This window comes from Dactylosporangium thailandense (genome assembly GCF_059739745.1).
Genome location: NZ_AP029195.1, coordinates 3868571 through 3893784 on the forward strand (window position 1 = coordinate 3868571; position 25214 = coordinate 3893784).

Annotated in this window: 14 protein-coding genes; 10 read left to right on the plus strand and 4 right to left on the minus strand. The window is 73.9% G+C overall.

Annotation, left to right across the window (positions count from 1 at the left end; all coding sequences use genetic code 11):
- Positions 1-61 precede the first annotated feature (61 nt).
- Positions 62-1552, plus strand: coding sequence for an MDR family MFS transporter (locus AC6JBM_RS17420; RefSeq protein WP_497984632.1), 1491 nt, complete (start codon positions 62-64; stop codon positions 1550-1552).
- Positions 1471-2577 (plus strand): FAD-dependent oxidoreductase, encoded by a 1107-nt coding sequence (locus AC6JBM_RS17425; protein WP_497984633.1) that lies wholly within the window; start codon positions 1471-1473, stop codon positions 2575-2577. The genes AC6JBM_RS17420 and AC6JBM_RS17425 overlap by 82 nt, the downstream gene beginning before the upstream one ends.
- A gap of 36 nt (positions 2578-2613) precedes the next feature.
- On the opposite strand, the gene AC6JBM_RS17430 is transcribed toward AC6JBM_RS17425, so the two are convergent.
- Positions 2614-2919 carry a WXG100 family type VII secretion target gene (locus tag AC6JBM_RS17430; RefSeq protein WP_350617783.1) on the minus strand — a complete coding sequence of 102 codons (306 nt, stop codon included), beginning with the start codon at positions 2917-2919 and terminating at the stop codon, positions 2614-2616.
- Between the two features lie 19 nt (positions 2920-2938).
- A complete protein-coding gene (locus tag AC6JBM_RS17435) occupies positions 2939-3817 on the minus strand; it encodes a hypothetical protein (RefSeq protein ID WP_497984634.1) in 879 nt (292 codons plus the stop codon).
- A 50-nt stretch (positions 3818-3867) separates the two neighbouring features.
- Between AC6JBM_RS17435 and AC6JBM_RS17440 the strand changes: the two genes are divergently transcribed.
- The 7 genes from AC6JBM_RS17440 to AC6JBM_RS17470 all read left to right on the plus strand — a co-directional run bounded on the left by AC6JBM_RS17440 (position 3868) and on the right by AC6JBM_RS17470 (position 22629).
- Entirely contained in the window at positions 3868-4065 is a 198-nt protein-coding gene (locus tag AC6JBM_RS17440) for a TetR family transcriptional regulator (RefSeq protein WP_497984635.1), read from the plus strand.
- Between the two features lie 2 nt (positions 4066-4067).
- Positions 4068-5447 carry an FAD-dependent monooxygenase gene (locus AC6JBM_RS17445; protein WP_497984636.1) on the plus strand — a complete coding sequence of 460 codons (1380 nt, stop codon included), beginning with the start codon at positions 4068-4070 and terminating at the stop codon, positions 5445-5447.
- A gap of 93 nt (positions 5448-5540) precedes the next feature.
- A complete protein-coding gene (locus AC6JBM_RS17450) occupies positions 5541-12653 on the plus strand; it encodes a hypothetical protein (RefSeq protein ID WP_497984637.1) in 7113 nt (2370 codons plus the stop codon).
- Positions 12650-15025, plus strand: a complete 2376-nt coding sequence (locus AC6JBM_RS17455; RefSeq protein ID WP_497984638.1) for a right-handed parallel beta-helix repeat-containing protein — start codon at positions 12650-12652, stop codon at positions 15023-15025. The genes AC6JBM_RS17450 and AC6JBM_RS17455 overlap by 4 nt, the downstream gene beginning before the upstream one ends.
- Positions 15012-15809, plus strand: coding sequence for a ricin-type beta-trefoil lectin domain protein (locus tag AC6JBM_RS17460; protein WP_497984639.1), 798 nt, complete (start codon positions 15012-15014; stop codon positions 15807-15809). The genes AC6JBM_RS17455 and AC6JBM_RS17460 overlap by 14 nt, the downstream gene beginning before the upstream one ends.
- A 68-nt stretch (positions 15810-15877) precedes the next feature.
- Positions 15878-19048, plus strand: a complete 3171-nt coding sequence (locus AC6JBM_RS17465) for a chemotaxis protein CheB (RefSeq protein WP_497984640.1) — start codon at positions 15878-15880, stop codon at positions 19046-19048.
- A 119-nt stretch (positions 19049-19167) separates the two neighbouring features.
- A complete protein-coding gene (locus tag AC6JBM_RS17470; RefSeq protein WP_497984641.1) occupies positions 19168-22629 on the plus strand; it encodes a ricin-type beta-trefoil lectin domain protein in 3462 nt (1153 codons plus the stop codon).
- Between the two features lie 46 nt (positions 22630-22675).
- On the opposite strand, the gene AC6JBM_RS17475 is transcribed toward AC6JBM_RS17470, so the two are convergent.
- Positions 22676-23035, minus strand: coding sequence for a S26 family signal peptidase (locus tag AC6JBM_RS17475; protein ID WP_497984642.1), 360 nt, complete (start codon positions 23033-23035; stop codon positions 22676-22678).
- On the minus strand, positions 23029-23223 hold the full coding sequence (locus AC6JBM_RS17480; protein WP_350617771.1) for a hypothetical protein: 195 nt from the start codon (positions 23221-23223) through the stop codon (positions 23029-23031). Before AC6JBM_RS17480 ends, AC6JBM_RS17475 begins: the two co-directional genes overlap by 7 nt.
- 158 nt (positions 23224-23381) lie before the next feature.
- Here AC6JBM_RS17480 and AC6JBM_RS17485 point away from each other — a divergent pair, with 158 nt between their 5' ends.
- Positions 23382-25166: an ABC transporter ATP-binding protein gene (locus AC6JBM_RS17485; protein WP_497984643.1), complete on the plus strand. Its 1785-nt coding sequence runs from the start codon at positions 23382-23384 to the stop codon at positions 25164-25166.
- Positions 25167-25214 lie beyond the last annotated feature (48 nt).

Consider the following 25214-nt stretch of genomic DNA (forward strand, 5'->3'; position numbering starts at 1 on the left):
GTGGCATCAGGCACTAAGTTGACTCGTTGCACTTTTGAACTCAGTCTGCTTTTCTGGGGTCATGCGAGTCATGCGGAAGGTGAACGTCCGGTGGGTCCTGCTCGGCGTGATGCTGGCGATGCTGCTGGCCATGCTCGACAACATGGTCGTGGGCACCGCGATGCCCACGATCGTCGGCGACCTCGGCGGGCTCGCCCACATCTCCTGGGTCGTGACGGCGTACACGCTCACGACCGCGATCTCCACGCCCGTCTGGGGCAAGCTCGGCGACCTCTACGGCCGCAAGCACGTGTTCCTGGCCGCGATCGCGCTCTTCCTGGCCGGCTCGGGCCTCGCCGGGGCCGCGCACTCGATGGGGCAGCTCATCGGGTTCCGCGCGTTGCAGGGGATCGGGGCCGGCGGGCTCGGCGCCGGGGCCTTCGCGCTCATCGGGGCGCTCGTGCCGCCGCGGGAGCGGGGGCGGTACCAGGGCATGACCGCCTCGGTGATGGCGATCGGCACGATCGGCGGCCCGCTGCTGGGCGGCCTGGTCACCGAGCACCTCGGATGGCGCTGGGCGTTCTACCTCAACCTGCCGCTCGGCGCGCTCGCCCTGGTGTGGTGCGCGGTGCTCCTGCACGTGCCGGTCACGCGCGTGAAGGCCCGCATCGACTGGCTCGGCATCACCCTGCTCACCGTGGCCATCGGCAGCCTCGTGCTCGCCGCGACCTGGGCCGGGGGCACCTACTCCTGGGGCTCGTGGCCGATCCTGGCGCTCGCGGCCGGCTGCGCCCTGGCCACCGCCGCGCTCGTGGTGTCCCAGCGCCGGGCGGCCGAGCCGGTGCTGCCGCCGCGGGTGTTCACCGGGCACCGCAACTTCCCGCTGGCCCTCGTGATCGTCACCGCGGCCGGGGTCGTGATGTTCGGGTGCTCGCTGTACCTGCCGCTGTTCCAGCAGTCCGTCCAGCACGCCTCCGCGGCGAACTCGGGCCTGCTCCTGCTGCCGCTGATGATCCCGGTCGTCGTGGTGTCGCAGATCGCGGGGCGGTACATGACGCGCACCGGGAGGTACAAACTCTTCCCATTGCTCGGCGCGGGGTTCCTGATCGCGGGCACGGGCCTGCTGGCCACCACGACCGAGCACACCTCGCGGGCCACGACCGGCGTCTTCATGGCGCTGATCGGCGCCGGCCTCGGCTGCACCATGCAGATGGCGACCACGATCGCCCAGAACAGCGCCGAGCCGCGGGACCTCGGGGCCGCCTCGGCCGCCACGAACCTGTTCCGCACGCTCGGCGGCTCCGTCGGCGTGGCCGTCTTCGGCACCCTGTTCACCAACGCGGTCGCCGGGCACGTCGCCGACCCGGCCGGCATCGCCACCGGCGTCCGGCACATCTTCCTCGTCACGCTCTTCGTGTGCGTCGCCGGCCTGATCGCCGCCGCGTGCATCGAGGAGGTCCCGCTTCGCAGCGTCCAGAATGGAGCCAAGTCATGGCCAGCATCACGATCATCGGCGCCGGCCCCGGCGGCCTCACCTGCGCCCGCATCCTCCAGCGCCACGGAGTCCCGGTGACGGTCTACGACCGCGACCCGAGCCCCGACGCCCGCAACCAGGGCGGCACCCTCGACCTGCGCGCCGAGGACGGCCAGCTCGCGCTGCGCGAGGCCGGCCTGTACGAGGAGTTCCTGAGGCTCGCCCGGCCCGAGGGGCAGGAGATGCGCCAGTACGGTGCCCGGGGCGAGCTGCTCTTCCACGCCGTCCCCGAGGCCGGCGAGCTGGTCAAGCCCGAGATCGACCGCGGCCAGCTGCGCGGCCTGCTCCTGGACTCCCTCGAGCCCGGCACCGTGCGGTGGGGGCGGGCGCTGGAGTCCGTCGGGGGCTCGGGCGAGCTCCGCTTCGCCGACGGCACGACCGTCGAGACCGATCTCGTCGTCGGGGCCGACGGCGCCTTCTCCCGGGTGCGGCCCGCCGTTTCGGATGCGGTACCGCAGTACAGCGGCGTGAGCTTCCTGGAGGCCTGGTTCTCCGACGTCGAGCAGCGCCACCCCGACCTCGTCGAGCTCGTCGGCGGGGGCAGCGCGGCCGCGGCCGACGGCGACCGGGGCCTGTTCGCCCAGCGCAACAGCGGCGGGCACATCCGGGTGTACGTCATCCAGCGCGCGCCCGTCGACTGGATCGCCGCGAGCGGCCTCACGATCGCCGACACCGAGGGCATCCGGGCCCGGCTGCTGGAGTCCTACGCGGCCTGGTCGCCGCGGCTGCGGCGGATGCTGACCGACAACGACGGGCCGTACGTGGACCGCCCGATCTTCGCCCTGCCCGTCCCGCACGCGTGGACGCACAACCCGGCCGTGACCCTGCTCGGCGACGCGGCCCACGTCATGCCGCCGCTCGGCGTCGGCGTCAACCTGGCCATGCTCGACGGCTGCGAGCTGGCCCTGGCGCTCGCGCACCACGCGAGCGTCGGCGAGGCCGTGCGCGCCTACGAGGCGACGATGCTCCCGCGCTCGGCGCAGATGCAGAAGGTGACCGAGGGCGGCGCCGAGTTCCTGCTCTCGGCCGAGGTACCGGACTTCGGCTACGGCGAGCAGTCGTGACCCGGAGCCGCCCCCGTCGCGGCGTCGGCCGCCGGCTCAGCTGCCGGCGGAGCGGATCTTCCCGGCCATGTCCGTGTCCATCTCCTCCATCGAGGTGCGGATGTCGCGGAACTGCTTCGCGAAGTCGTTGATGCCCTTCATCGCCGCGAGCAGCGACGTGTTGAACTTCTCGTAGGACTCCTTCATCGCCGGGCTGGACTGCTGGAACACCAGGCCGTCCTCGAGCAGGTTCGACACGTCGCTGCGCAGCGACTCCAGCATCGGCAGGATGTCGCGGACCGCGCCGTCGAGGCGGGTCGACGTCGCCTCGATCTTCTCGTAGTCGAGGGAGATGTTGGGCATTGCTCGGCTCCAATTCCGGTCAGTACATCGGCGTCGGGTAGTAGGTGTCGTCCTCGGGACTGGTCTTGCTGGTCTCGTCCCACTTCGCGTAGCGGTCGGGGCGCGAGTACTCGGTCACGGTGCCGTCCGGCTCGCTGACGGTCATCGTGCCGCCGCCGTTCGGGTTCAGCGCGATCACGGTGTGCGTGGTCTTGCCGTCCTGGTCGGTGGTGTCGGTCGTCGACGAGCCGTTGTCGCCGGTCGTGGTCACCGAGTGCGTCTTGCTGCCGTCGCTGAACACGGTGTCCGTGGTGTAGTTCTTGCCGCCGTCGCTGTACGTGGTCGTGGAGGTGTACTTCTGGTCGCCGTTGACGACCGTCGTCTCCTCCTTGATGACGTTGTTGTTCTCGTCCAGCGTCAGGTGCGTGTGCACGGAGCCGGTCGCGGTGTTGATCGTCATGTCGGTGGGCGGCGGGCCGGGGTCGGTCGCCGAGCAGAAGTCCGGCATCTTGCCGTCGGGCCCGGGAACGCAGTCGCCGCGATGGCCCTGCAGGTAGTCCCACTCGGCCTTCTTGTCCTTCCACCGGTCGAGGTCGAGGGTGGAGCCCATCATGCCCATGCCGTCGGCGATCTGGGCGTCGACGTCGAAGTAGCCGTCCGCCACGGCCCCGAAGATGTCCCCGAGCTCGCGCAGGTCGTCCTCGGCCTTGCTCATGGGGTGCTGGGCGCGCCGGTACAGGCTGCGGAAGCTCTCGGCGAGCGTCTCGTTGCCGAAGACGCTGTCACTGTCGCCGTACTCGATGCTGCCCACCTGCGAGAAGACGGTGTCCCCGAGCCGCGGCCCGATCCGGTCGGCCAGGTCGTGGAGGTCCTTGCGGGCCTGGTGCAGCAGTCCGTAGTCGATCGCGAAGTCGGGCACGGCACTCTCCTGACCGGTCCCCCCGCCGACCGGGGTCCCGCCACGACCACGTGCGAACCCCGCTCCCGGTTCACCGCCCGCCCGCGGCCGCGCTCGCCGTGCTGGACGACGGCGGCATCGACGCGGTGACGGTGCGCGCGGTGGCCGCCCGGCTGGACGTCAGGGCGCCCGCGCTCTGCCTCGTCGGCGGCCCGTCCTTCGGCCTCGGCCGCGAGGTCAGGGGGCTGCTGCGCGACGAGCGGCGCTGACGATGCCCTCCACCCTGGACGTGCTCGTCGTCGGGGCCGGTCCCGCCGGCCTCACCCTGGCCCTCGACCTTCGGCGCCGCGGTGTCGCGTGCCGCGTCATCAGCGCCGCGCCCGGCGGCTTCGAGGGCCCGCTGACGATCCCGGTCGCCATGTACCGGCGACGGCGGCCGGCCCCGGACGTCCCGCACCCCGACACGCTGCTCGTGCCGCAGTACCGCACCGACGCCGCGCTGCGCGGACGCCTCGGCGAGCTCGGCGGCCGGGTCGAGTTCGCCACCACGGTCGAGACCGTGCTCGACGGCCCGGAGCACGTGACCGCGACCGTGCGGGGGCCCGCGGGTGCCGAGGCGATCCCGGCCCGGTACGTCGTCGGCGCCGACGGCGGCGCCAGCACCGTGCGTCACCTCGCCGGCATCGCCTTCGAGGGCCGCACCGACGAGTCCGACCGGATGATCGTCGCCGACGTGACGGTGCGGGGGCCGTCCCGCGACCGGTGGCACATCTGGCCGCGGCGGCACGGCCGTTTCGTGGCCCTGTGCCCGCTGCCCGGCGGCCGGTTCCAGCTCATGTACCGGCTGCGGCGCGCGGAGGAGGCCGACACGAGCCCGGGCGCCCTCGCCGCCGCGCTCGCCGCGCTGCCCGGCCGGGCGAAGCCGGTCCTGCGCGAGGTGCACTGGGCGTCCGTCTGGCGGCCCAACATCCGCATCGCCGCCCGGTACCGCCTGGGATGGCTGCTGCTGACCGGCGACGCGGGCCACGTGCACCCGCCGACCGGCGCGCAGGGCATGAACACCGGCATCCAGGACGCCTACAACCTCGGGTGGAAGCTCGCCCAGGTCCTCGCCGGCGCCCCGGACGGGCTCCTCGACACCTACGAGGCGGAGCGCCGGCCGGTCGCGGCGCACGTGCTCGGGCTGGCCGGCGCGCTGTACACGTCCCTCGACGGCAAGCCGCGCAAGGCGATCCGCCGCGGGGACGAGGAGCGCCAGCTGCGCCTGTCCTACGCCGGCGGCCCGCTCGCGCCGGCCGGCCCGGCGAGCGGGGTCCGGCCCGGTGACCGGGCGCCCGACGCCGTGTACCAGGACGAGGACGGGCGCCACCGCCGGCTGCACGACGCGTTCCGCGGCCCGCACTTCACCCTCCTGGCCGTCGGCGCCGACGCGATCGCCGGCCTCCCCGGCGGTGTGTGGCCCGCGCACGGCGCCGCGCTGAGGACCGTCTCGATCCCCCGCCCGCCGGCGCGGCTTCGGCGCACGTACGGCATCCGCGGCCCGGCGCAGATCCTCGTTCGGCCCGACGGGTACGTCGCCTCGGTCGCCCACGGGGCCTGGCGGGACGCGCTCGCCGAGTCCGCCGCCCGCATGGCGCCGCCCAGGCCGTGATTTCCCGGGCGCGGGCGTGAACCGGAGCGGCCCCTCGATCGTGGTCGAGGCGAGGCCGGACAACCCGGGAGCGCATGCGAAGGAGGCGAGGCCGTGGCTCGCCCGACCGACTGGGACAAGGTCGGCCTCGGATCGGACCCGACGCCGGGCGACCCGGGCCGCATCGACGAGGTTATCGCGTCCATCCGCGACCTCGGGCAGGTCGCGCGCGACGTCGACGACGGGCTGGCCGCGGTGCTCGAGACCGCCGGTCCCAACGCGTTCGTCGGGCAGACCGCCGACGCGCTGCGGGAGAAGATCTCGGACCGGCTCCGCGGGTTCGTGCAGAGCCTCGCCGAGGCGTTCGAGTGGTCGGTGACGGCGCTCACGACGTACAACTCGACCCTGCGCGATCAGCAATGGCGCGCCGACAACGCGCTCAGCCAGGCGCGCAACCTCGCCGAGGACGACCCGAGCCGGCAGGGGTTCACCGACACCGCCAGGAACGCGGGCACCGCCGTGTCCGACGCCGCGACCACCGCCTCGAACAAGATCGTCGACGCCTACGAGCACATCAAGCAGCCCGTCTCCGGCTGCGAGGAGTTCTGGGAGATCTTCAAGTGGCTCGCGATCGCGCTGATCCTGCCCGCCCTCGTGTTCGGCGGGCCGATCGCGCTCGTCGCGCTCGGCGTGAACATGGTGCTGTTCATCAAGACGGCGGTCGACTTCGCGCAGGGTAAGGCCTCGGCGCTGGAGTTCTTCCTGTCGGCGCTGGGCATCCTGGCCCCGACCACGCGGGCGGTGCCGATCTTCCAGCTCATCAAGACCGGCGCGCAGCTGGCCTGGAACGGGCTCAAGGCCGGCGCGTTCGCGGTGTTCAAGTTCTTCGGCAACACCTTCAGGGGCATCATCTCGCACCCGTTCGTGCTGTTCCCGGGCCTGCACGACATGGTCGCGCTGAGCGGCAGCTGGGTGAAGGGCGCCGGGCTGTGGGTGCAGGCCGGGATCAAGGACCTGCCCTCGTTCATGGCCACGACCCTGGGCAAGGGCGGCCTGATCGTCGTCAACGGGGTCAAGGGCATCGGCAACGTCGTGGCGGGGATCCCCGGGTTCCTGGCCAAGTTCGGCAGCTCGACGTGGACGTTCCTGCAGCGCGAGTTCGGCGGCAACAGGTGGCTGCGGCTGTTCCTGCCGGCCGAGGCCGACGAGCTGCACCTGGGCGTGTGGCAGGCGACGAAGCTCGCGGTGTGGGACCGCGGCGTGCTCGGCAAGCACATCTTCGGGCTGCCGAAGCCGCACCCGGTGCTGCCCGAGCGCGGGGTCGACCTCCCGTCGATCAAGCTCGCCGAGGTGCGGGCCGGCGACCTGGCCGTGCCGCCGCGCCTGCAGATGCCGAAGCTCACCGACTTCGGCGGGCTCGGCCACCTCGGCATGAACCCGCCGAGCATGCACATCCCGACCTCGTTCGGCGACTCGCTGCACTTCAGCGGGGACGCGGTGCGCAACCTCGACGCGCTGCTGCTCTCGCCGATGGACACGATCTCGAAGGTGCGGGTCGAGGCCTGGGCCGAGCGGGCGGTGAACCCGGTCCTGGCCAACGTGGACCACATCACCGGGATTTCCTCGGCGGTACACCTGCAGCCCCCGACGGTCGCCCACCTGGCCGGCGGAACCGCGATCTCCGGCACGGTCCACGCCCTCGACCTGCCCGGCCTGCACCTCACCCCGCCGGCCCACACCGCCGGCACGAGCACCCTGCACGCGCTGGACCTGCCGGGCCTGCACCTCAACGCCACGGCCAACGGCGCGACCACCCCGCACGCCCTCGACCTGCCCAGCGTGCACGTCAACCAGCTCGTCAACGGCGCGAACCACCTCAACCCGCCGCACCTGCAGGCCCCGCACCTGGAGGTGCCGGGCCTGGGCAGCGTCGGCGCCCTGCACACGGGCGCCGTCCCGCCGGCCCCGGTGCACGCGATCGACGCCCTCGGCTCCGCCGCGGTCTCCCCGCCGTCCCTGCACCTCATGAACGGCGTCCCGACGTCGGCCCTCAACGGCGCCGGCGGCCGCATCGCCGACCACACCAGCCTGGCCATCAACGCCCAGCACGTGTCCATGGACCTCGGCTCGGTGACCCGCCACCTGGACACCCCGGCGGTCCACGTCGAGGCGCCCGCGGTCAACGCGATCGTCACGCCTCCGGCGGCGACCCACGTGGCCTCGACGGCACCGCCCGCACCGGTCACCCACCTGGCGACGACGACCCCGCCGGCTCCCGTCACCCACCTGGTCAACGCGCCGACGATCACCCACACGGTCGACACCACGGCCCACACCACGGCCCACATCGCGGCGACTCCCCCGCCGGTCCACGTCAACCTGGCCCCCGTCGAGCACACGCCGGCGGTCCAGGCTCCGGCCGTGCACACGGCGAACACCGTCTCCACCGTCCGCACGGCCGACGTGGCCACCGTCCACACCGGCAACGTCGCGCCCGCGCACGTGGCCGGGGCGCCGAAGGTGGACGACCTCGTCGTGGCCGCGCCCGTCACCGCCGGCCCGAAGACCGCGGAACGCACCCCCACCGTCGTCAACCCCGCCCACAACGCCGGCGCCGACGTCCAGACCGGCGCCACCCTGGACCCGATCGGCGCGACCGCCGTCGCCGGCCTGGTGCAGACCCAGCTCGGCGGGCGCCTCGCGCGGGCCGAGACCGGCCTGGACAACGCGATCCACTCGGCGGGCAGCCCCGGCAAGACGGTCAGCCTGCCGGGCGGCGGCCTGGAGGGAGCCTGGCGCCGCGACAGCGACCGCATCGGCGAGCTGTTCGGCGGCGCCGACGACCCGCTGCGGGCGAAGAAGATCGAGACCTGGGCCGCGTACACCCGCGCCCGCAACGAGCTCGGCCGGGTCGAGCAGACCTGGAACGACATCATGGACCGCCCCGGCGGCTCCTCTCGCGGCCCGACGGCGGTGGAGGTGCGGGCCGAGCGCACGTACGCGGCCGCCATCACCCGCGTCGACCGGATCGCCCGCGACCTGAAGACCCTCGGCATCGACCCGGTGACGATGGACCTGCGCATCGCCGAGATCACCGCGGAGTCGGTCAAGGCCCGGCCCCGCCTCCTCGGCGGCGGCCAGCCGTTCTCCAAGATGGCCCCGGAGCCGTTCGACCCGCACGTGCCGCTGCGCGACGTGCACGGCTCGGCGTCGGACCTGCGCATCGAGATCCACACGGTCGGCAACGTCGAGTCGCTGCGGGTCGTCGACGCCGGCGGGGTGGGGCGGCCGGAGTACCTGGCGGTCGCCCACGGCGACGGGGGCTTCCAGGTCACCGACATGATCCGGGGCGAGGAGTTCCGCCGGTTCGACGACGTCGGCAACCTGCTCGCGACCGGCCGCCCGGTCCAGGGCCACCCCGGCTGGTCCCACGTCACCCCGACGGGCGCCCAGCCGCACCTCGAGGTCCCCGCCGGCTTCCAGGCCAACCCGCACGCGGGCGGCGGGTTCCAGGTCGACAACCTCACCAACCCGGGCCACTTCGAGCGGTTCGACGTCAACGGCACCCTCACCCACACCGGCCGCCCCGTCCAGGGCCACCCCGGCTGGTCCCACGTCACCCCGACGGGCGCCCAGCCGCACCTCGAGGTCCCCGCCGGCTTCCAGGCCAACCCGCACGCGGGCGGCGGGTTCCAGGTCGACAACCTCACCAACGCGGGCCACTTCGAACGCTTCGACATCAACGCCAACCTCACCCACACCGGCCGCCCCGTCCAGGGCCACCCCGGCTGGTCCCACGTCACCCCCCACGGCGGCGGCCAGCCGCACCTCGAAGTCCCCGCCGGCTTCCAGGCCAACCCCCACGCCGGCGGCGGGTTCCACGTCGACAACCTCACCAACGCCGGCCACTTCGAACGCTTCGACATCAACGCCAACCTCACCCACACCGGCCGCCCCATCCAGGGGCACCCCGGCTGGTCCCACGTCACGCCGACGGGCGGCGGGGCGCCGCACCTCGAGGTACCGGCCGGCTTCCGGTCGAACCCCCACGCCGGCGGGTTCCAGGTCGACAACCTCACCAACGCGGCGCACTTCGAGCGGTTCGACATCAACGGCACCCTCACGCACGTCGGGGTCCGGGCCGACAATCTCGCCGGCAACGTCGAGCACTTCCTCGTCAACCCGGTCGGTGGCGGCTGGCACGCCGAGCACGCGGTCACCGGGGCGCAGATCCCGCACCTTCGGGTGCAGCGGCTGGCCGGCAACGACTTCCGGGTCACCGACACGCGCGGGCTGCACAACGGGGAGTACCGCGTCCACAACCCCGACGGCGCGGTCACCGCGCAGTCGTTCAACGTGCTGCGCGACGGGCGGCCGACCGTCCGGCAGTTCGTCGCCGACGTGCCGAACGGGACCTGGCGGCTGCACGAGAACGGGGCGCCGGTGGTCAATCCGGGGCCGTTCCAGCGCGGTACGGCCGACTTCGCCGGTGCCGTCAACGGCCGCGTGAAGCTGCTCACCGACACCGGGGCGGAGATGTTCCACCGCCGGCCGGTGCCGGGTGCGAACCAGACCCTCGACGTGTTCCGCACCGTCGGCAACGACCTGCGCGGCGGGCAGCGGCCCCAGTGGGCCAAGTTCGACCAGGCCGGGACGCTCGTCGACCACGGCGTGCGGCGCTTCGACAACTCGGCGGTGTCGTGGCGGGACGTGAGCCACACCGGCACCCCGTCGCACGCGATCCGGCAGAGCCTCGGCGGCGGCGAGGTCATCGCGACCCGCGACGCGCTCGGCCAGTGGCGCTGGACGCGGGTCGACCAGCACGGCGCGGAGCTCGGCAGCGGCGTGCGGACCGTCGACCACGACGGCGGCTGGACCGACCGGATGGCGCCCGGGGCCGGCGGCGCGCCGGGGGCGATCGCCCAGCGGCAGCACGGGCCGTGGCACGGGCCGGACAAGGCGGGGATGTACAAGGAGTACGACCTCGCGGGCGGGGCACCGGCGGCGACGTGGAAGTCGCACTCCCCGCACGGCAAGGACGCCGGGAAGCTGCAGAACCTGCCGAACGGCTCGACGCTGGAGACGGCCCGCTGGTCCGAGCAGCGCCCGCCGCACTGGGCGCGCCGGTTCCTCGCGGGCGTCCCGGGCGGCGTGTTCCGGCTGCACGAGAACCAGTTCCTGCGCACCGACACGAAGTTCCAGGTGTTCACGTGGACGCGCATGGACCCGGGCGCCGTGCGCACCGACGGGTTCCGGTTCGTGTCGATGAGCGAGGCCGCGTACGACGTCGGGCGGGACGGGCGCTTCGTGCGGTACACCGGCAAGTTGGAGCACGGCAACACGCTCACCGTCGGGCACGACGTCGTCCCGCTCCCGGCCGGCGCGGCCCGCAACCCGTTGCACGTCCCGTGGTCCGAGGGGGCCGGCAACCTCAGCGGCTACCGGGTGTCCTTCGGCCGCGGCGTCCACGCGGACGGCCGGGTGTGGGAGGACCGCTTCGTCACGGCCGGCGACTGGTACGCCTTCAACAACAACTACCGGGTCGCCCGGGCCGGCTACGCGGACGGCTCGATCCGGGAGTTCCAGCGCCCGCCCGCCGCGGGTGCGGCGGGCGGCGGGTTCGCGTCGCGGATCGACGCGTTCGAGGGTGTGGGCCGGCCGTGGGTGCAGCGCGACATCCACGGCGTCGTGGTCGGCCGCTCCGACGAGTTCCCCACGATGGCCCCCGGCGGCGGGACCGTGCACGTGGAGGCGACGGGCGGGGCGACGACGCGGCGCTGGACGTGGACCGACGGCACGAACAGCGGCACCCGCGACTGGGGCCGCAACTTCAACGGCCCGCACACCACGTTCGACGACTCGTTCCGCGACTTCCAGCGGGTCAACGGCGTCAACGTGCTGGTGCGGGAGCGGCGGATGCTCGACGGCGGCGCGTACGTCGACGCGTGGCGGGTCGACAACGCGGCGGGCGGCCACACCTGGCACTGGCACCGGGTGGACCGCCACGGCAACGTCACCGCGCCGCTCGGGGCCAGCCGCGAATGGTGGAACGGCCGGGCCTGGCACGCGGAGTGGTCGCCGGGCGCCACGAGGTTCCGGGACCTGACCGGCCCGACCCTGGTCCGTGACGTTCCCGCCGCGGATGTGCTGAGGGTGCGCGAGTACCGGGGCGGCGACCTCGGCGTGTGGAAGGAGTTCGACATGGGCGCCGTCGTCCGGGAGCGCAAGCCGCTGCCCGGGGTCGGCTTCATCGAGAAGGACGCGTGGCGGGGGCAGTGGCGGCAGTACGACGCGGCCGGCACCATCGTGGCCAGGCGCGACGACGCCGGCTGGGTGCACGTGCCCGGCGTCGGGCGCGGCCTCGACCTCGCCGGGCGGGAGCTGGACTACCGCGGCTGGGCGTCGGAGGTGCGGGGCTGGAACCGGCGCATCCGCGAGAGCAACCGGATGGCCTGGGGCGGTGAGCTGCACGTCGGCAACCTCAACGAGGCGCTGTACAAGCCGTACTGGCAGCACGCCGCGCAGAAGATCGCGCTGGAGTTCGCCCAGGAGTTCCTGCTCGAGTTCGCGGCCAACCTGGTGGTCAACGCGATCGTCGACGCCATCGCGGGCAAGCAGTTCAACGGCCAGGACGCGCTCAAGGCGTTCGCGAACGCGGCCGTGGGCTCGGCGGTCAAGAGCGCCGTCGGGTCGGTGATGCACGAGAACCGGTTCGGGCCGATGCAGCGCACCGCCGACCTCAAGGCCGGCCTGGCGAACATCGACGGCGGCAAGGCCTGGTTCCGCAAGCCGCTCAACCACGACAAGCACTGGAGCAACGAGTGGGCCGGGAACGAGACGGCGACCCGCTGGCGGGGCGGCACCTATGACTTCGCGTTCAACGTCCCGGTCGCCGGGCTCACCGGCTTCGTCAACGGCGCCATGAACGCCTCGGTCTTCGGCATCACCAACGCGGACGGCGACACGATCTATCTCTCCGGCGGCGCGGCCGCGTTCGACGGGCTGCTCGCGGCCGCGTCGGGCATCACCGGCGCGGTCACCACGACGATCGGCAAGACGCTGTTCACCGCGGGGCTGGGCGGGCGGGCGTTCCACCGGCAGGGCCTGGCCGAGTTCGGCTTCCAGCTGCCCTGGAAGATCGTGGAGAAGGTCGTCACCTCGGAGCTGCTCAAGGCGTTCCGGCCCAGCGTCAACCCGTGGTACTACCAGCCCGGAGGATGGCCGTGACGGTACATCTGGTGGCCCCCGGCCGCCGCGGAGCCCATCGCGACCTGGCCACGGCCGTGCGGGCGGCCGCGCCCGGTGACACCGTCGCCGTGGCCCCGGGCCGCTACGCCGAGACGCTGCGGCTGGACCGGCCGGTGACGCTGCGCCCGGAGGCCGGGGCCGGCAGCGTCGAGCTGGTCCCGGCCGGCACCGAGCCGGCCCTGACGGTGGCGACCGGGGACTGCGCGGTGCACGGGTTCGCGATCACCGGCACCGACCCGTCCCGGCCGCTGGTGTCCGTCGTGGACAGCGGCGGGCTGGTGCTGGAGGACGTCCGGGTCCGCCAGGGGCGCGTCGAGGCCCGGGGCCGGGTCGCGCTGGCCCTCACCGGCGGGGCGATCGAGGGGGCCGCGGGCGCCGCGCTGCACCTGGTCGGGCCGGCCCGGGCCGAGGCCACCGACGTGCGCATCGGCGACGGCGCGGGGGTCGTGCTCTCCGGCGACGCGCAGTTCGCGGCGACCCGGCTGCGGCTGCACGGCACCGAGGGCTCCGCGATCCGGCTGCGCGGCACCGCCCGGCTGACCCTCGCCGACTGCCGCATCGACCGGGCCGGGCGCACCGGGCTGCTGCTGGAGGACGCCGCGACCGCGCTGGCCGAGCAGAGCAGCATCGCCGCCGCCGGCTCCGCGGCCGTGCAGGTCAACGGGGCCGCCCGGGCGAGGCTCACCGAGTGCCGGATCACCGGCCCGGGCGCGAGCGGCCTGGTCGTCGCCGACGACGGCGAGCTCGTCGCCGAGGACTGCACCGTGCGCGACGCCGGGGCCAACGCGCTGCTCGTCACCGGCTCGGCGAAGGCCCTGCTGACCGGCTGCCACCTCGTCGGCTCCGCCTTCGGCGCGGTCCACGGCGCCGGCGCGGCCCGGCTGCGGCTGGAGCGGTGCCGGGTGGTGCGCGGGGCCGAGCACGGCGTGCACGCGGCCGACGACGCCGCCGTCGAGCTGTCCGGCTGCGACCTGTCGGACCTGGCCATGAGCGGGGTGCACGCGACCGGCAAGGCCCGGCTGAGCGCCGACGGCTGCCGGGTCGACGGCGCCGACATCGGGCTGCGGCTCGCCTCGGCGACGGCCGCGACCGTGCGCAACTGCACGGTGGTGCGCCCGGCCCGGGTCGGCTTCGAGGTCACCGGGGCCGGCGCGGCCACCCTGGCCGAGGTCGCGGTCCGCGACGCGGGCGCCGCCGGGATCGTCGTGGACAGCCAGGCCGAGGTGCGCATCGACGGCGCCACGGTCACCGGGGGCGGCGGCTCCGGCCTGGTGGTGTGGACGGGCGCGAAGCCGACGGTGTCGGGGCTGCGGGTGCACGGCGTGGCCAAGAACGGGCTCTACGTCGCCGACGACGCCGGGGGCACCTACGAGGACTGCCGCATCACCGAGCCCGGCTTCACCGCCATCCACGTGGGCGAGCGCGCCACGGCGACGTTCGACGAGCGGCCGGACGCCGTGCCGCTGGCCAAGGCCGCCGGCGCGCCGGAGCGGCCGGTCGCCGAGTTCGACCCGGACCCGGCCGAGGAGAGCCTCGACGACCTGCTCGGCGAGCTCGGCGTCCTGGTCGGCCTCGACCGGGTCAAGCGCGACGTGCACACGCTGGTGAAGCTCATGCAGACGGTGCGGATGCGCCAGGAGGCCGGGCTGCCGGCGCCCCCGCTGAGCCGCCACCTCGTGTTCGCCGGCAACCCCGGCACCGGCAAGACGACCGTGGCGCGCCTCTACGGCCGGCTGCTCAAGGCGCTGGGCCTGCTGCGCCGGGGCCATCTCGTGGAGGTGGACCGCTCCGCGCTCGTCGGCGAGTACGTCGGGCACACCGGCCCGAAGACCGCCGCCGCCGTCACCCGGGCGCTCGGCGGGGTGCTGTTCATCGACGAGGCGTACTCCCTCGTCCCCCGCTTCGGCGACGACTTCGGCCACGAGGCGATCGCGACGCTCGTGAAGATGATGGAGGACCACCGCGACGACGTGGTGGTGATCGTCGCCGGCTACCCGGACGAGATGACCCGGTTCGTCGGGGCGAACCCGGGCCTCGCCTCCCGGTTCACCCGCACGCTGCACTTCGACGACTACGACACCACCCAGCTGGTGGCGATCGTCGAGCACCAGGCCGGCGAGCACCGCTACGAGCTGACCGGCCCCGCGGCGGAGGGGCTCGCCGCCTACTTCGACGCGTTGCCGCGCGGCGAGGGCTTCGGCAACGGCCGCCTCGCGCGCCAGGTGTTCCAGGAGCTGACCGAGCGGCAGGCGCAGCGCGTCGCCGAGCTCGACGGCGCCGGCCCCGACGACCTCGTGCTGCTGCGGCCCGAGGACCTGCCTTCTGTGAGGAGCGACCGTGCCCCGGTCTGAGGAATCCTTCGCGGCCGCCTACGCGCGCAAGCCCGCGACCGCGGCCCGCGGGCTGCTGCCGGACCGGCGGGTGTGGATCGCCGCCGGGGGGCTGGCGACGCTGGCGGTGCTGGTGGCGGTACCGCTGCAGCTGCGCTGGCCCGCGCCGGACCGTCCGCGGGTCGCGGACCCGCAGTATGTCTTCCCCGCGGCGGTCACCGAGTCGCAGACGTCCCCGAGCGTGGCCCCGGGCTCGCCGGCCCCGTCCGCCGCGCCCGTGAAGTCGGCCGCCGGGCAGCCCGCGGCGACCACGCAGCAGCCGAAGACGACGGGTGGCAGCCCGGCCAAGGCCGCCCCGACGAACACGGCCGGCGCCGCGGGGGTCAAGCCGCCCGCGGCCGCCACGACCGCCGCCGCGCCGACGATCCCGGGCCGTGCGATCGTCGGCGTGCAGTCCGGGCTGTGCCTGAGCGCGAACTCGGGCAAGGACGGCGCGGCGCTGACGATCGCGCGGTGCGACGGCTCGGCGGTGCAGCACTGGGAGACCGCGCCGGACGGCACGATCCGCTCGGTCGGGCTGTGCATGGACGCCGCCTGGGCCTCGACCGACGACTACACCACGATTCAGGTGGCGAAGTGCAACGGCAACCAGGCCCAGCAGTGGCGCCTGAACGGCTCCAACGACCTGGTGGACACGCAGGCCAACAAGTGCGCGGACGTGTTCGGGGAGAACACCGCGCCGGGCAGCGCCGTGAAGCTGTGGCCGTGCAACGGCAAGAGCAACCAGAAGTGGTACTGGCGGTGAGCGCTCGGGGCGGGTGCGGCTGAGCCGCCGGCGTCCGGATCCGGCGGCGAAGTGGAAGACTGAGGTGCGTGAGCGTTGACGTCGTGGTCCTGGTGGCCTCGGCGGGCGGTCTGCACGCCATCGGCACGGTGCTGAGGGAGCTGCCCGCGAGCCTGCCCGTGCCCGTGGTCGTCCAGCAGCACCTGGGCGGGCCCGGGAGCCACTTCGTGCAGGTCGTGCAGCGGCAGACCACCCTGCCGGTCGCCTGGGCGCGGGACGGCGAGCCGCTCGAGGCGGGCCACGTCGTGGTCGCGCCCGCGCGGCGGCGGCTCGAGATCCTTCCCGACAGCAGCAGCGCGGTCGGCTCGACCCCGCTGGACATCCGCGACCATCCGCACGACGCGCTGCTGGCCTCGGTCGCCGACTCGTTCGGGCCGCGGGCGCTCGTGGTGGTTCTGACCGGCATGGGCAGCGACGGCGCCGCCGGGGTGCGCGCGATGAAGGCCGCCGGCGGCATCGTGATCGCGCAGAGCGAGGACACCGCCGAGCAGCCCGCGATGCCGCGGGCCGCGGTCGCGGCCGGGGCCGACCTGGTGCTGCCGCTGCACGAGATCGGCGCGGTCGTCGCCGACGTCGCGTGCGGGGCGCCGCTGCCCCCGGCGAGCGAGGAACTCGCGGCCATCCACGCGACGTTCGGCCGGACCGGCCGCATCGCCGCGCTCGCCGGGGAGATCGACTGGGGCCGGACCCCGGTCGGGCAGGTGGCGCACTGGTCGCCGGTGCTGCGCACGGCGGTGCGGCTGGCGATGGACTCCCCCGACCCCACGGCGGTCATCTGGGGCGAGGACAACTTCCTGCTGGTCAACGAGGCGGCCGTCGACCCGCTCAGTGGCCGGCACGAGCACGCCTTCGCCCGGCCGCACCGCGAGGCGTTCCCCGAGGCCTGGGACCGGATTCGGCCGCTGTTCGCCGAGACGCTGCGCGGCGGCCGGCCGCGGATCGAGGCCGCGCACCTGCCGTTCGAGCGGGACGGGCGGATGCGGGACGCCTGGTTCGACCTGTCCCACACGCCGATCCGGGGGACGGACGGCACGGTGCTCGGGGTCTACCAGTCGTTCTTCGACCGGACGCGGGAGGTCATCGCGGCGCGGCGCCTGCGCACGCTGAACCGGCTCGCGGGCATTCCGGTCGCCGCCGGCCGCCGCGCGGCCGGAGAGGCGGCGCTGGCCGTGCTCGGGGACTGCGCCGATCTGCTCTTCACGGTGGTGTACCTCCTCGACAGCACCGGCGCCGTCGCCGGCCTCGTCGGCGCGGCCGGCGTCAAGCCGGGCGGCCCGCTGGCGCCGCGCGAGACGCGGCTCACCCCGGCCGGCGCCTGGCCGCTGCGGCAGGCGGTGGAAGGCGGCCGGGTGCTGCTCGAGGACCTGGCGACCCGGTTCCGCGGCCACCTCACGGGCGCCCCGCAGGTGTCGCCGGAGGCCGCCGTGCTCCTGCCGCTGCGGGACGAGGCGCAGGACAAGGCCGCCGGCGTGCTGATCCTCGGCCTGAACCCGCGGCTGGCGCCGGACGAGCGGTACCACGAATTCCTGACCCTGATCGGCGAGACCGTCACGGCCAAGGTCGCCGAGTCCGAGGCCCGGCGCCGCGAGCGCGAGCGGCTGGAGCGCCTCGCCGAGCTGGACCGGGCCAAGACCGAGTTCTTCTCCAACGTCAGCCACGAGTTCCGCACGCCGCTGACCCTGATGCTCGCCCCGCTCGAGGAGGCCCTGCACCACGCGGCCGAGCTGCCCGCCGGTGTCGCGGCCGAGCTGGAGGTCGCCGAGCGCAACGCCCGGCGCCTGCTGCGGCTGGTCGGCACCCTGCTGGACTTCTCGAGGATCGAGGCCGGCCGGCTGCGGGCCCGGCTCGTGCCGGCCGACCTGGCCGCGCTGACGACCCAGATCGCCGCGATGTTCCGCAGCGCCGCCGCGGCCGCCGGGCTGACGCTGACGATCGAGGCCGCGCCGCTGCCCGAGCCCGTCTGGGTGGACCCGGAGATGTGGGAGAAGATCCTCTCCAACCTGATCTCCAACGCGCTGAAGTTCACCTGGTCGGGCGGCATCGGCGTCACCCTGCGGGCCCTGCCCAAGCACGCCGAGCTGACCGTGCGCGACACGGGCGTGGGCATCCCCGCGGCCGAGCTGCCGCACATCTTCGCCCGGTTCCACCGGGTCGCCCAGACCCGCGGGCGCACCCACGAGGGCGCCGGGATCGGCCTGGCGCTCGTCGACGAGCTCGTCCGGCGCCACCACGGGCGGGTCCGCGCGACCAGCACGGTGGACCGGGGCACCGTCTTCACTGTCTGGCTGCCGCTGGGCCGCCGGCCGCTGGGGCGGCCCGAGACCACCGCGCCGGCCCCGACCGGCGAGGTCGCCGCGGCGATGGCCGCCGAGGCGTCGCGCTGGGACGCGGCCCGCGAGCAGGCGCGCCGGGCGCTCGGGATCGACCGCGACGCCGAGGTCCCCGCGCTGCCCGGCCGCTGGCTCGGCGACGCCCGCGTGCTCGTCGTGGACGACAACGCCGACATGCGCGAGTACCTGACCCGGCTGCTCGGCGGCGCCTGGCACGTGACCGGCGCCGCCGACGGCGTCGAGGCGCTCGAGGTCGCGCGGCACCACCGGCCGGACCTCGTCCTGGCCGACGTGATGATGCCCCGCCTGGACGGCTTCGGCCTGCTGCGCCGGCTGCGCGCCGACCCCGGCCTCGCGGGCGTCCCGGTCCTGCTGCTCACCGCCCGCGCCGGCGAGCAGACCGCGATCGAGGGGCTCCTGGCCGGCGCCGACGACTACATCGTCAAGCCGTTCTCGGCCCGCGAGCTCGTCGCCCGCGTCGCCGCGCAGCTCGAGCTGGCCCGGCAGCGCCGCCGGACCGACGCGCGCTGGAGCGCCATCGTGGACGCGAGTTTCGACGTGGTGTACCGCATGAGCCCCGACTGGTCCGAGATGCGCACGCTGACCGGGCGCGGGTTCCTCGACGACACGGACGAGCCCTCGACCTCCTGGCTCGACCACTACATCGACCCCGACGACCAGCCCCGGGTGCTCGCCGCGATCGACCACGCGGTGCGCACCCGCACCGTCTTCCAGCTCCAGCACCGCGTCCGCCGGCCCGACGGCACGCTGGGCTGGACGCTGTCGCGCGCGGTGCCGCTGCTCGACGAGGACGGCCAGATCGAGGAGTGGATCGGCACCGCCTCCGACGTCACCGAGGCCCGCGAGTAGGCGGAGGCAACACGCGAGGGCGTTCTGTCAACATTTCCCATAACACGTATTGACAACGTTAGTTACAACGCAGTGGAGTGAGGGACAGCATCCGCTCAGTGCTGCCCTGTGAGGTATCTGTGCCCAACCGCCGCCTCCTCCCCCGAGCCGCCGCGCTCGCGCTGCTCGCCGGGGCACTCGTCTCGCTCGCCCCGCCCGCGCCCGCCCAGGCCGCCACGAACGTCGTCACCGACGGCAACGCCCGCTTCGAGGTGCTCACCCCGACCCTCATCCGCCTCGAATACGCCGGCGACGGCGCTTTCCAGGACGGCACCACGCTCAACGCGGTCAACCGGAACCTCCCGGTGCCGTCGTACACGACCACCGCCACGTCGGACGGGTACCGCGAGATCCGCACGAGCGCGCTGACCCTGCGCTACAAGCAGGGCAGCGGCGCCTTCACCGCCGCGAACACCTCCGTCGCGCTGTCCACCGGCGTGACCGCCCAGCCCGCGTTCCCCTCCTACTGCGCGTACAACACCGCGTGCGAGGCCGAGAACGCCCTGCTCACCGGGCGCGCGACGCCCGCCTACGACCACACCGGCTACACGGGCTCGGCGTTCGCGGCCGGGATCGAGTCCACCGGCTCCGGGATCGCGGTCGACGTCAGCGGCGTGCCCGCGGCCGGCAGCTACCGGCTGCAGGTGCGCTACGCCAACGCGACCGGCGGCGACGGGCAGAGCACCACGCGCACGCTGTCGACCAGGGTCGGCACGACGGCCGGGCCGCAGCTGAGCCTGCCCGCCACCGGCGGCTGGGACACCTGGGGCACCGCGTCGACGACCGTGAGCCTGCCCGCCGGCACGAGCACGATCACCGTGGCGCAGAACGCGTCCGACTCCGGTCACGTGAACATCGACAGCATCGCGCTGACGCCCACGGCCACCACGACGTTCCCGGCCGCCTCCACGGCGCTGCTCACCACCGCCTACGGGGCCGGGCCGAAGGACGCCCTCGGCGGCTGGTCGCGCTCGCTGGACAACCCCAGGGTGCTGCCGGTCCCCGAGCACCCGGGCATCCTCGCCCGATCCGGCTGGTACCTGCTCGACGACTCCCGGACCGCCCTGCTCAGCGCCGCGCACGTCCTCACCGACCGGCCCGGGCACGGCAGCCAGCCGTACCAGGACGGCTACTTCTTCGGCTACGGGCAGAACTACAAGCAGGGCCTGAGCGACCTCAACGCGCTCACCGGCGCCTCCGCGCTGCTGCCCCAGTCGGCGTACGGCGTCTGGTACTCCCGCTACTTCGCCTACAGCACCGCCGACTACCAGAACACGCTGCTGCCGACCTTCCGCGGCACGTTCACCCCGATCGACTGGCTCGTCGTCGACACCGACTGGAAGTCGCCGAGCCAGTGGAACGGCTGGAACTGGAACACGTCGCTGTTCCCGGACCCGCAGGGGTTCCTGGACTGGACGAAGCAGCAGGGCCTCGACGTCTCGCTGAACGTCCACACGAGCATCGCGGGCAACGACCCGAAGTTCGCCGCGGCCAACAGCACCGCGGGCGGGCTGATCCCTGACGGGGGCAACTACGTCTTCGACTGGTCGAAGCCGGGGCACCTCAGCGCGTACCTGAACCTGCACAAGCCGTTCGAGCAGCAGGGCGTGCGCACGTGGTGGCTGGACTACTGCACCAGCTGCGGCGCCTCGATCGCGTCCGACCCGCACGTCGCCGCCGACCCCTGGATCAACCAGGCCTACGCGGACGCCGCGGCGGCCCGGGGGCTGCGCGGGTTCTCCTTCGGGCGCATCGGCGGCGCGGAGTACGGCAACGACGACTCCAGCTTCGCGGCCGGGCCGTGGGCCGAGCGGCGCAACACGATGCAGTTCACCGGCGACACCCCGGCGTCGTGGGACATGCTGGCGTTCGAGGCCCGGTTCACCCCGGACGAGGCGGCCGCCGGCTTCTCCAACGTCAGCCACGACATCGGCAGCTTCCACGGCGGGCACCTCGCCGACGACCTCTACGCGCGGTGGGTCCAGCTGGGCACCTTCCAGCCGGTCGACCGGCTGCACTCCGACCACGGCGACCGGCTGCCGTGGAACTACACGGGCGCGGCCCAGGCCAGTGCGGAGAGCTTCCTGCGGCTGCGGGAGGCGCTGGTGCCCTACACCTACACCCTGGCCAAGCAGGCGAACACCACCGGGGTGCCGATCACGCGCCCGCTGTACCTCAACTACCCGGCCAGCAACGAGGCGTACACGAACCCGACCGAGTACCTCTACGGCGACAACGTCCTCGTCGCGCCGATCGTGAGCAGCTCCGGCTCCCGCTCGATGTGGGTGCCGCCGGGCACGTGGACCGACTACTTCACCGGCCAGGTCTACAGTGGACCGTCCACGGTGACCGTCTCCGCGCCGCTGTCGCAGATGCCGGTGCTCATCAAGTCGGGCGGCATCCTGCCGACCCGCACCGACTACGTGGACAACGCGGGGCAGCGGCCGCTGACCCAGCTGACCGTGAACGTGGCCGCCGGGGCCGACGGGACCTTCTCGCTGCACTCCGACGCGGGCGAGGGCACCTCGACGGCCTCGACCAGCGCCCCGCTGGCCTGGAGCGAGGCGTCGCGCACGCTCACCGTCGGCGCGCAGACCGGCTCCTTCACGGGGGCGCCGACGTCGCGGCAGTACACCTTGCGCCTGTCGAACTCGAACGCACCCACCGCCGTGAGCGTGGACGGGGTGCAGGTCCCGGAGACGGCGTGGTCCTGGAACGCCAACCAGCGCACGGTGACGGTCACGACGGCCGCGCTGGCGCTCAACGCCCAGCACACCGTCTCGCTGTCCGGCTCGGCCACCGCCAACCCCACCGCGGGCGAGATCCTCGGCGCCGGCGGCCTGTGCCTGGACGTGCGTGGCGGCACGGCGACGGACGGCACGGCGACGCAGCTGTACGGCTGCAACCACACCGCCGCCCAGACGTTCGCCTACGGCGCCGACAACACCGTGCGGGTGCTCGGCAAGTGCCTCACCGCCGGGGCCGGGGTCACGATCAGCACGTGCTCGGGCGCGGCCGCGCAGCAGTGGTCGCACCAGTCCAACGGCGCGCTGACCAACGGCGGGCAGTGCCTCGACGTGCCGAACTCGAACACCACGCCGGGGGCGGTGCAGCTGCAGATGTACGCCTGCAACGGCTCCGGCGCCCAGCTCTGGAAGCTGCCGCCGGGCCCGGTCACCGGCCCGGGCGGCCTGTGCGCCGACGTCGCCAACGCGTCGCCGGCCTCGGGCACCGCGGTGCAGCTCTACACCTGCAACGGCAGCGACGCCCAGCGCTGGTCCGCCCCCGGTGACCAGTCGCTGCGCACGCTGGGCAAGTGCCTCGACGTGGTCAACGGCGGCACCGCCAACGGCACCGCGGTGCAGCTGTGGGACTGCAACGGCACGGGCTCGCAGCAGTGGACCACCCGCGCGGACGGGACGCTCTACAACCCGCCGTCGGGCCGCTGCCTGGACGACCCGAACAACAACCAGAAGGCGGGCGACCCGCTGCGCATCTGGGACTGCAACACCACCGCGGCCCAGAAGTTCCGCCTGGGCTGATCCGCAGGCGCATCGGGCCTCGCCGCCGCCACGGCGGGGCCCGGTGTCATGCGGTGCGCAGCTTGCGGACCATCACGCCGATCGTGGTCGCGACCGGGACCGGGCCGAAGAGGCGGGAGTCGTAGCCGGGGCTGTCCCCGAGCACGATCATCGCGTCGGGCCCGACGAGCCCGGCGACGCGCTTGACGAGCCGGCCCGGCCGCTGGGGAGCGACCGGGCCGGCCTGGATCCGCGCGCCCGGTGGCAGCCGGACCGGTCCGGTGGGCCGGTGCAGCACCACGATGTCGCCGACGCGCAGCGGCTGGCCGCGGTACCGGCGGGCGAGCAGCAGATCGCCGTCGTGCAGCGCGGGCGCCATGCTGCCGCCCGAGACCCGCACGACGAACCATGGAAAACGGGTCAGCACGTCCCCGTCGCGTATTTGGCGTAGCAGTGGTTCGGCACGCCGGAGCAGCCGTTCATGCACTTCTGGCACCAGTGCAGGCCGCCGGAGCACCAGCAGCTGAGGTGGTAGGCGCAGTCGGCCTCCGCGCGCGCGGCGGGGACGAGCCGGGCGAGCATGCGGTCGGCGAGCCGGTTGACGAGTGCGACCATGGGCGTCCTTTCCTCGAATCTTGGTGTTGCACGACGACGATCGCGAGCGTCAGTGATCACGCGCAGTCGTGTCAACGCGACGCCGCGAAACCCCGGCTCGGCCGTGAAAGCGCCGTGAAAACTGTCCCATCGAGGATGATCACGGTAACGTGCGCGGCGTGCGCCAGCCCTTCCTCGACGCCGGGCACGCGGTGCGGCTGGCCGTGCGCGCCGGCCCCGGCCCTCTCGCCGCCGACGCCGCCGTCACGCTGGTCGGCGCGGTCGTGCCCGTCGCCACCGTCTGGCTGCTCAAGCGCGCGCTGGATGCGATTTCCGCCGGCGGTACGGCCGACACTGCGACATTCGCGATCGCCGGACTCGTCGCGGCGGGACTGCTCGCCGCGACCCTGCCGTCGTTGCACACGTTCCTGCAGAACCAGGTCGGCCGCCGCGCCCAGTCGGACCTGTACCAGGCGACGGCCCGGCTCGGCGGCCTCGCCCGGCTGGAGGACCCCGAGTTCCACGACCGGCTCCGGATGGCCCAGTCGGCCGGCCGCTCGGGCCCCGGCCAGGTCGTGCAAGGCGTCCTGGGCACCGTCCAGCTCGGCATCACCGTGGCCGGCCTGGTCGTCGTCCTGGCCGCGGTCAGCCCCGCGATCGCCGCCGTCACGCTGCTGGGCCTGGTTCCCGCGCTGCTGGCCGAGATCCGCCTGAGCCGCGCGCAGGCCGCGATGATCTGGAGCATCAGCCCGAACGAGCGCCGCGAGTTCTTCTACGCCGAGCTGCAGACCAGCCTCCCGGCCGCGAAGGAGGTGCGGCTGCTGGGGCTGTCCGAGCTGTTCCGCCTGCGCATGCTGGACGAGCTCGCCGAGGCCGACGGTCAGCGGCGCCGCCTGGACGCCCGGACGTTGCGCGTGCAGTTCCTGCTCGGCCTGGTTTCGGCATCGGTACTGGGAGCGGTCCTCGTCTGGGCCGTGTCCCTGCGGCGCTTCTCGGTCGGCGACGTCTCGGCCCTGGTCGCCGGGATCGCGGCCCTGCAGACGACCCTGGCCGCGCTGGTCGGCCGCGTCGCCATGGTGCACAACGCGCTGCTGCTGTACCGCCACTTCCGCGCCGTCCTCGACGCGGAGCCCGACCTGGCGGTGCCGGACGAGCCTCGGGCGGTACCACCGCTGCGGTCCTCGATCGAGTTCCGGGACGTGTGGTTCCGCTACTCCCCCGAGCAGGACTGGGTGCTGCGCGGCGTGAACCTCGTCCTCCCGCACGGTTCGGCGGTGGGGCTGGTCGGGCTGAACGGCGCCGGGAAGAGCACGATCGTGAAGCTGCTGTGCCGCTTCTACGACCCCACGCGGGGCGCGATCCTGTGGGACGGCGTGGACCTGCGCTCGCTCTCGCTGTCCGGTCTGCGGTCCCGGATCGGCGCGCTGTTCCAGGACTACATGACCTACGAGCTGACGGCCGCGGAGAACATCGCCCTCGGCGACGTCACGGCGTCCCCGTCGCCCGCGGACGTCGAGGCGGCCGCGGCCCGGGCCGGCATCGACCCGGTGCTGCGCGCCCTCCCGCACGGCTACGACACGATGCTGTCCAAGCTCTTCGCCGAGGCGGACGGCGACGGCGTGCTGCTGTCGGGCGGCCAGTGGCAGCGCCTGGCCCTGGCCCGCACCTACCTGCGCGACCGCCGCGACCTGCTGATCCTGGACGAGCCGAGCGCGGGCCTGGACGCCGAGGCCGAGCACGAGATCCACCACGGCCTGCGGGCCCACCGCACCGGCGCGACGAGCCTGCTGATCTCGCACCGCCTGGGCGCCCTGCGCGACGCGGACACCATCGTGGTGCTGTCGGGCGGCGAGATCGCGGAGCGGGGCACGCACGCGCAGCTGCTCGCGCACGGCGGCGAGTACGCGCGGCTGTTCCGCCTCCAGGCCGACGGCTACCGCCCGGAGACCGAGCCGGTCGCCTGACCCGGTGGGGTCAGCCCCAGCGCGCGGCCGGTGGGCAGCGGGATGGAG